This is a genomic window from Achromobacter spanius (genome assembly GCF_039673305.1).
Taxonomy (GTDB): Bacteria; Pseudomonadota; Gammaproteobacteria; order Burkholderiales; family Burkholderiaceae_B; genus Achromobacter; species Achromobacter spanius_F.
Genome location: NZ_JBDJLJ010000105.1, coordinates 1 through 7,496 on the forward strand (window position 1 = coordinate 1; position 7,496 = coordinate 7,496).

General features: G+C 67.2%; 9 protein-coding genes. 1 reads left to right on the forward strand and 8 read right to left on the reverse strand.

What is annotated here, in order from left to right; genetic code table 11:
• Positions 1-341: 341 nt before the first annotated feature.
• A complete protein-coding gene (locus ABE485_RS30770) occupies positions 342-1,937 on the forward strand; it encodes a methyl-accepting chemotaxis protein (RefSeq protein WP_346519042.1) in 1,596 nt (531 codons plus the stop codon).
• Positions 1,938-2,011: 74 nt separating this feature from the next.
• Here the strand turns inward: ABE485_RS30770 and fliR are convergent, their stop codons facing one another.
• From fliR to ABE485_RS30810, 8 genes are all read right to left on the reverse strand, one after another.
• On the reverse strand, positions 2,012-2,800 hold the full coding sequence (gene fliR / locus ABE485_RS30775; protein ID WP_346519043.1) for a flagellar biosynthetic protein FliR: 789 nt from the start codon (positions 2,798-2,800) through the stop codon (positions 2,012-2,014).
• 34 nt (positions 2,801-2,834) lie between these two features.
• Entirely contained in the window at positions 2,835-3,104 is a 270-nt protein-coding gene (fliQ, locus tag ABE485_RS30780; RefSeq protein ID WP_008163193.1) for a flagellar biosynthesis protein FliQ, read from the reverse strand.
• Between the two features lie 19 nt (positions 3,105-3,123).
• Entirely contained in the window at positions 3,124-3,915 is a 792-nt protein-coding gene (gene fliP / locus ABE485_RS30785) for a flagellar type III secretion system pore protein FliP (RefSeq protein WP_346519044.1), read from the reverse strand.
• Positions 3,916-3,950: 35 nt separating this feature from the next.
• Complete coding sequence (fliO, locus tag ABE485_RS30790; protein WP_346519045.1) at positions 3,951-4,274, reverse strand: flagellar biosynthetic protein FliO; 324 nt, start codon at positions 4,272-4,274, stop codon at positions 3,951-3,953.
• Positions 4,275-4,286: 12 nt separating this feature from the next.
• Positions 4,287-4,829, reverse strand: a complete 543-nt coding sequence (gene fliN, locus ABE485_RS30795) for a flagellar motor switch protein FliN (RefSeq protein WP_346519046.1) — start codon at positions 4,827-4,829, stop codon at positions 4,287-4,289.
• Positions 4,822-5,829 carry a flagellar motor switch protein FliM gene (fliM, locus tag ABE485_RS30800; protein WP_346519047.1) on the reverse strand — a complete coding sequence of 336 codons (1,008 nt, stop codon included), beginning with the start codon at positions 5,827-5,829 and terminating at the stop codon, positions 4,822-4,824. Before fliM ends, fliN begins: the two co-directional genes overlap by 8 nt.
• Before the next feature lie 2 nt (positions 5,830-5,831).
• Positions 5,832-6,455, reverse strand: coding sequence for a flagellar basal body-associated protein FliL (gene fliL, locus ABE485_RS30805; RefSeq protein ID WP_346519048.1), 624 nt, complete (start codon positions 6,453-6,455; stop codon positions 5,832-5,834).
• A 170-nt stretch (positions 6,456-6,625) separates the two neighbouring features.
• A partial coding sequence (locus tag ABE485_RS30810) for a flagellar hook-length control protein FliK (RefSeq protein WP_346519049.1) occupies positions 6,626-7,496 on the reverse strand: 871 nt, incomplete at its 5' end.

The window sequence follows — 7,496 nt, forward strand, 5'->3', positions numbered from 1 at the left end:
CTGCCGCGTGACCCCGGGCCGCGCCCGATTCCGCAGCCGGGGGATCGGGCGCGGCCTTTTTGCGTTCAGGAGCCGCGCGCGGCTTGCCTGAGGTTTGCTTATTAGTTTTGGTTATATGGCATCTGAGTCCGGTCATAAGCACGTTAAGTTTTCGTGAATATGACCGTAAATAATATTAGCGCCCGATTTTTCGGGCCGAAAACACAGTACCCGATGGCGAGCCGCGCGGGATGCGGCGCGCCTGACGAAACGGGCGGGGAAAGGGGCGATGCGGGGCGTCGCGTCCGATTCGAGCGCCATCGTTAATCTGCTGTCGTATATGTTGTAACTGGAGACAAGCCGTGCGCGTCAATCTACCCGTCACCGATGTGGAAACCAAGCTGCGCGAGGATCAGTACCTGATCTCGCGCACCGACAGCAAGGGCCGCATTGTCTATGCGAATCCCGCGTTCATCGAAGTCAGCGGCTTCTCCCGCGAAGAACTCATCGGCAAGCCGCACAACATCGTGCGCCATCCGGACATGCCGGCCGAAGCCTACGAGGATCTGTGGCAGACGCTTGAAGCGGGCGAGTCGTGGCTGGGCGTGGTCAAGAACCGGCGCAAGGACGGCGGCTACTACTGGGTGCTGGCCAACGCCACGCCGATCGTCGAGAACGGCGAGGTCGTGGCTTATTCCTCCGTCCGCGTTCGGCCCTCGGAAGAACAGGTCGAAATGGCCGAGGATCTCTACGCGCGCATCCGCGAAGGCACCGCCAGGGGCGTGCGCATTCTGCGCGGGCGGCCGGTGCGCGCAGGATGGCGCCGCAGCCTGGACGTGCTGGCATTCCCATTCCAGCGTGGCGTGCGCAACCGCATGCTGCGCCATGCGATGCTGTCGTCGGGCATCGTGGCCGCCGCCGGCGCCTATGGCCTGCACGCCAATTGGTCCGGCCTGGACGCGTGGGGCGCAGGGCTGGGCTGCGGCGCGATCGCGCTGGGCGTCGTGGCGATCTTCGCCATGGGCTGGAGCCTGTCGCGCTCGCTGCTGGAACCGATGCTCGATGCGGCCAACATGGCGCGCCAGGTCGCGGCGGGCAACCTCACCACGCAGATCGTCGCGGAGTCCGACGACGAGGTGGGCAGCCTGAAATTCTCGCTGGAGGTCATGCGCAAAAGCCTCATCGGCATCGCCCAGGACGTGTACCGGGGCATCGAAGGCACCACCCATGCGGCCGTTCACATCGCGCGCGGCAACCAGGAGCTGGCCGGCCGCACGGAAGGCCAGGCGGCCTCGCTGCAGCAGACCGCCGCCAGCATGGAGCAGCTGACGTCGACCGTGCGCCAGAACGCCGACAACGCCAGGCAGGCCAACCAGCTGGCGGCCAGCAGCATGGACGTGGCGCGCCGCGGCGGCGTGGCGGTCGGCCAGGTGGTCAACACCATGCACGGCATCTCCGACAGTTCGCGCAAGATCGCGGACATCGTCACCATCATCGAGGGCATCGCTTTCCAGACCAACATCCTGGCGCTGAACGCGGCCGTGGAAGCCGCCCGCGCGGGCGAGTCGGGCAAGGGCTTTGCCGTGGTGGCGGGCGAGGTGCGCAGCCTGGCGCAGAAGAGCGCCCAGGCCGCCAAGGAAGTGAAGGGCCTGATCGAGGATTCGGTCGAGCGCGTCACCGAAGGCTCGGCCCAGGCCGAGCAGGCCGGGGCGACCATGCAGGACATCGTGGCGGCCGTCCACCGCGTCACCGACATCATCGGCGAGATCTCGCGCGCCTCGCAGGAGCAGTCCAGCGGCATCGAGCAGGTCGATACCGCGGTGTCGCAAATGGATGTGATGACGGTCCAGAACACCGCGCTGGTGCAGGAGCTGGGCGGCGCCGTGATGCAGCTGGGCAACCAGTCGGGCGCATTGCGCGAAACCATCCGTGTGTTCCGGGTGGTCGGGCAGTCCTAGCAACGGGCGCGCCTGGCGTAAAAAAGAAGCGGCTGCAATGCAGCCGCTTTTCTTTGCGCGTCCCGGAAAGCCGCCTACCGGCCCGCCAGCGCGTCGACCACCCGGCTCATGGCCGTCAGTCCGGATTCGAACAGGGACTCCAGGAACGGGCCGGCGTGCGGCAGCACGACCGCCAGAACCGTCACGCCGATGATCAGCGTCACCGGGAAGCCGACGGAGAACACGGACAGCTGCTGCGCCGCGCGGTTCAGGATGCCCATGGCCAGGTTGATGGTCAGCAGCGCGCAGATCAGCGGCAGCGCCAGCAGCAGGCCGGACACGAACACGGTCTTGCCCCATTCGACCACCGCGCCCCAGCCGTTCTGGTGCAGCTGGATCATGGCGATGGGCAGGGTGTCGAAGGAGCGGACCAGGGCGGCCAGCACCAGCAGGTGGCCGTCCAGCGCCAGGAATGTCAGCATCGCGACGATGTTGAACAGCCGCGACAGCACGGCCGTGTTGGCGCCGGAGCTGGGATCGAAGAACGAGGCGAACGACAGGCCCATCTGCAGGCCGACGAATTCGCCGGCGGTCTGGACGGCGGCGAACACCAGGCGCATGGTAAAGCCCATGGCGATACCGATCAGCACCTGCTGCATCACCATCCACAGGCCGGCGAACGAGCCCGGCGAAATGGGCGGCATGGGGTCCAGCGCGGGGCTGATGGCGACGGCCAGGATGAAGGACAGGCCCACTTTGACCTTGACCGGAATCAGCGATTCGGAAAACAGCGGGGCCGTGCCCACCAGGGCCAGGATACGCACGAACGGCCAGAGGAACTGGCCGATCCAGCCATTGAGCTGCTCGAGCGTGAAGGCGATCATGGCGGAAAGACGGGCGTCCTGCGGCGGGGGCCGCTCAGGACACCAGCATGGGGATCTGGCCGATGAGCTGCCGGATGTAGTCAACCATGACGCCGATCAGCCAGGGGCCCAGCAGCACCAGCACGCCGCACATGGCGAGCAGCTTCGGAATGAACGACAGCGTCATTTCATTGATCTGCGTGGCCGCCTGGAAAATGCTGATGACCAGGCCGACGACCAGGGTGACGAGCAGCAGCGGACCCGCCATCGCCAGGACGATCTTCATCGCCTGGTAGGTCATGGTCATGACGGTTTCGGCAGTCATGGCGATTCTCCTTCAGGCGCTACTGGTAGAAGCTCTGGGCAAGCGAGCCCATGAGCAGGTTCCAGCCGTCGGCCAGCACGAACAGCATCAGCTTGAAGGGCAGGGCCACGGTCACGGGCGGCACCATCATCATGCCCAGCGCCATCAGCACGCTGGCCACGACCAGATCGATGATGAGGAAGGGGATGAAGATCGTGAAGCCGATCTGGAATGCGGTCTTGAGCTCGCTGGTGATGAAGGCGGGCACCAGGATGCGCATGGGCACCTGAGACGGATCTTCCAGCGCGGGCTGCTTGGCCAGGTTCGCGAACAGCGACAGGTCGTTCTCGCGGGTCTGGTGCAGCATGAAGGTGCGCAGCGGGCCGGCGGCGCGCTCGACCGCCGTCTCGAACTGGATCGAGCCCTCGGACAGCGGCTTGTAGGCGTCGGCGTAGATCTTGTCGAACACCGGCGACATCGTATAGAAGGTCAGGAACAGCGCCAGGCCGATCAGGACGTGGTTGGGCGGCGACATCGCGGTGCCCATGGCGCTGCGCAGCAGGCCCAGCACGATGATGATGCGCGTGAAGCCCGTCATCATCAGCAGCGCCGCCGGCAGGAACGACAGCGACGTCATCAGCAGCATGGTCTGCATGCTGAGCGAGTAGGTCTGCGAGCCGTCCGCGCCCGGCGTGGCGGTCAGCGCGGGCAGCGTGGCCTGCGCGACGACACCGGCCGGAAAGAAGGCCAGGCCCAGGACCGCGGCGGCGGCCAGCAAAGGCAGCGCGCGGTGGCTGGCGCGGGCGGGTGTCGTGCGGGTGAGCAAACTCATGGGTATCGCTGGAATCGCGCCTCGGCGGCAGGGGCCTAGCGGCGCTTCAGGGCCTGGCCCAGCTTGGCGGCAAAGGCGGCGGTGGGCAGAGGCGAACCCTCCGGCAACTGGCCGGCGGGCAGGGTATGCAGGGTGGTGAGCTGGTTCGGGCCGACGCCCACCACCAGCCAGGTGTCTTCGATTTCAACGACGACGATGCTTTGGCGCGGCCCGACGGGCAGGCTGGCGACCTGGCGCAGCAGGTTGCCGCCGCCGCGCTGCATCAGGCCGGCGCGCTTGGCCAGCCATGCCGAAACCAGGATGGCGGCCACCACCAGCACAAGGCCGATGATGACGCGCAGCAGGGCGGGTTCGGTCATGGCGCCAGGCTTTTAGCGACGGTTGTTCAAGCGGTTGATCCGCTCGGACGGGGTGATGATGTCGGTCAGGCGGATGCCGTACTTTTCTTCGACGACCACGACTTCGCCCTGGGCGATCAGGTAGCCGTTGACGAAGATGTCCATCGGTTCGCCGGCCAGGCCGTCGAGCTCGACCACCGAGCCCTGGCCCAGCTGGAGCAGGTTCTTGATGGTCAGGCGGGTGCGGCCCAGCTCGACCGTCAGCTGGACGGGGACGTCCATGATCAGGTCGATGTCGGTGCCCTGGCCGGGCGCGGTGCCGGCCAGGGGCTTGAACACGGATTGCGATGCCGGCTGCGCGGCGGGCGCGGCAGCCTGGGCAGGCGCGGGCGCAGCCGGGGCGGGGGCCGCGGGCGCTGCGGCGGCGGTCTGTTCAGCCATCGCGGCGGCCCAGTCGTCCTGCGGCTTCAGACCGTCGGCTTGCGTGGGCGGCGTGGCGCGGGATTGTTCGGCGAGCGCGTCGGCCCAGTCGTCGGCCGGGGACGAGCCGGTGCCGGGCTCGTTCTTGTCAGTCATGGTCAGAGGCCTCGTTGGGTTCTGTATCGTGGGTAAACAGGTTCTGTACGCGCAGGGCGTATTGGCCGTTGAAGACGCCGTAGCCGCATTCCATCAGCGGCACGCCGTCGACGCTGGCGATGATGGTTTCGGGCACGTCGACCGGAAGGACGTCGCCGGCCTTCAGGCTCATCAGTTCGCGGATCGACGACGGGATGCGCGCGAATTCCGCGACCACGTCGATGTCGGCGCTGCGCACCTGGCGGGAAAGCTGCTGCGACCAGCGCTGGTCGACCTCTTCAAGTGTGGTCTCCTGCAGCGGACGCGTCAGCAGATCGCGCACCGGCTCGATCATCGAATAGGGCAGGCAGATGTTCAGGTCGCCGCCGGTCGCGCCGAATTCGATATGGAACGAGGTGACGACGACCACTTCATTGTTGCCGGTGATGCTGGCGAACTTGGTGTGCATCTCCGAGCGTACGTATTCGAACTCGATCGGATAGACGGGATCCCACGACTTGCCGTAGCTTTCCAGGGTCAGGTTGAGCAGGCGCCGGATGATGCGCTGTTCGGTGGTGGTGAAGTCCCGGCCTTCGACACGCGTGTGGTAGCGGCCATCGCCGCCGAACAGGCTGTCGATGACCAGGAACACCAGGTTCGGGTCATACGTGAAGAGCGCCGTGCCGCGCAGCGGCTTCATCTGAATCATGTTCAGATTGCTCGGCACGGGCAGGTTGCGTTCGAAGTCCGCGTACTTCTGGATCTTGATCGAACCGACGGTGATGTCGGCGCTGCGGCGCATGAAGTTCAACAGCACGTTGCGCATGTGGCGCGCAAAACGCTCGTTGATGAGCTCCAGCGTCTGCATGCGGCGGCGCACGACGCGCTCGGGGGAGCTCAGATCGTAGGCGCGCGCGCCGGCGCTCTGGCCCGCGGATTCCTTTTTACTATCGCTCTCGCCGGTGACGCCGGCCAGCAGCGCATCGACCTCGTCCTGCGAAAGAAACGCCTCGTAGGCCATGCTTATTGCACCACGAACGCCGTGAACAGCACGTCGGTGACATACTGGCCGTCAGGCAGGGGCGAGAAGGGGCGGTTGACCGCCTGCTTGATGGCCGCGACCATGTCGTTCTTGCCTTGCTGCGTCTGCACGCCGGTGGGCGATTGCGACGACAGCACCATCAGGATGCGGCTGCGCACTTCCGGCATGTACTTTTCCAGGCGGGTGCGGGTCTGTTCGTCGCTCACGCGCAGCGTCAGGCCGACGTGCATGATGCGCTCGGTTTCGGCGTTCTGCAGCGTGACGGTGAAGGCTTCGATCGGAACGAAGATCGGGGCGGGCACGGCGATGGGCGTGGCGGACGGCGCGACGAAGGTCGTCGGCGTGGCCTGGGGGCCTTGCGCGCCCTGGCCCGGCTGGCCAGGTTGTCCGGGCTGGCCGGCGGGAACCTGGCCCACGCCCAGCTGCACCGTGGCGCCGTTGCCTTGCGGCTGCAGGCGCTGGGTGATGAACCAGGTTGCGCCCGCGCTGGCTGCAGCAACGAGAAGCAGCACCAGGATCGCCAGCACCGGGCGAAGGATGCGGCCGATGCCGCCGGAGGTCGTCGCGCCGCGCGCGGGCGCGGGAATGGGTTTGATTGTCGCCATCTGGGTATCGATGCGTGTAGTGCCGCTGGTGAAAACGGATTCTTAGTGGATGAAAGCATTCTGCCCGAAATCCCGCCACCGCTTGGAGGCGAAAAACAGGGCGAAAGCCGCGTATCTCAAGCTATTGCTGCACTGCCCGCGTCCGTTGCCGGGCGCGGGCCGCTCGTTCATTACGCGAAGGTGTCGACCAGCGCGTTGGCGTTGCGCGCCACCGTCACCACGGGCGGCGAGACATCCGCCGCGCCGTCCGCGGCAACCGATGCGCCGCCATGCTGGCGTTGCGATCCGCCGCCGTTCTGCTGCGCGAATTCCTGCTGCGCGGCCTGCTCGCCCACGCTGGTCTGTCCCAGCGAGATGCCGGCCTGGGCCAGCGCCTGCTGCAGTTGCGGAAGGGCGACTTCGATGGCTTGCCGCACCGAGGCGTGCGCGGACACGAACGAGGCGCTTGCCACGCCGTCCGACAGGTTCAGGCTGACGCGCAGCGGACCGAGATCCGGAGGATCCAGGCGCAATTCGGCGGTCTGCATGCCTTGACGCGCGTTGCTGCTCATCATGACCATCTGCTGGCCGAGTTCGGTGCCCCAGTGCGTGGCGCCAACCGGGGTGGCCACTTGCAGCACGACTGGCACGACGGGCTGCGCGACGGCGGCCTGGTTGACCACCGGCGCCGCCTGACGCTGCGTGGCGGCGGCAAGCGCCTGGGCGAGCGTGTCCTGGGCGCTGGCGCCGTGCTGGGGAGCCTGGAATTGCTGCGGGCTCGTGCCGGCCAGCAGGGCGGCCTGTTCGTCCTCGGCGGCGTGCTCGGACGCCGGCAGGGCAGGCGCCGGCTCGGCCTGGGCGCGCAGGTCGCGGGCGGGACGCGGCAGGGACACTTCGGGCGCGGCGCGCGGGGCTTCGGCCTTCGCGGCAAGCTTGGGATCGGCGGGCGCCGGGACGGCGGGCGCGCTGCCCGGCTTGACGGCGGCGGTCACGACCGGCAGGGCGGCCTGGGCATCGCGGACAGCCTGGGCGGCGGCGGCCTGTGCCTGTGCGACGTTGGCG

Bases quoted from the DNA above. Each gene is read 5' to 3' on its own strand.
- fliR (WP_346519043.1), bottom strand. From the start codon at position 2,800: ATGATCGCCTTCACGCTCGAGCAGCTCAATGGCTGGATCGGCCAGTTC.
- fliQ (WP_008163193.1), bottom strand. From the start codon at position 3,104: ATGACTGCCGAAACCGTCATGACCATGACCTACCAGGCGATGAAGATC.
- fliP (WP_346519044.1), bottom strand. From the start codon at position 3,915: ATGAGTTTGCTCACCCGCACGACACCCGCCCGCGCCAGCCACCGCGCG.
- fliO (WP_346519045.1), bottom strand. From the start codon at position 4,274: ATGACCGAACCCGCCCTGCTGCGCGTCATCATCGGCCTTGTGCTGGTG.
- fliN (WP_346519046.1), bottom strand. From the start codon at position 4,829: ATGACTGACAAGAACGAGCCCGGCACCGGCTCGTCCCCGGCCGACGAC.
- fliM (WP_346519047.1), bottom strand. From the start codon at position 5,829: ATGGCCTACGAGGCGTTTCTTTCGCAGGACGAGGTCGATGCGCTGCTG.
- fliL (WP_346519048.1), bottom strand. From the start codon at position 6,455: ATGGCGACAATCAAACCCATTCCCGCGCCCGCGCGCGGCGCGACGACC.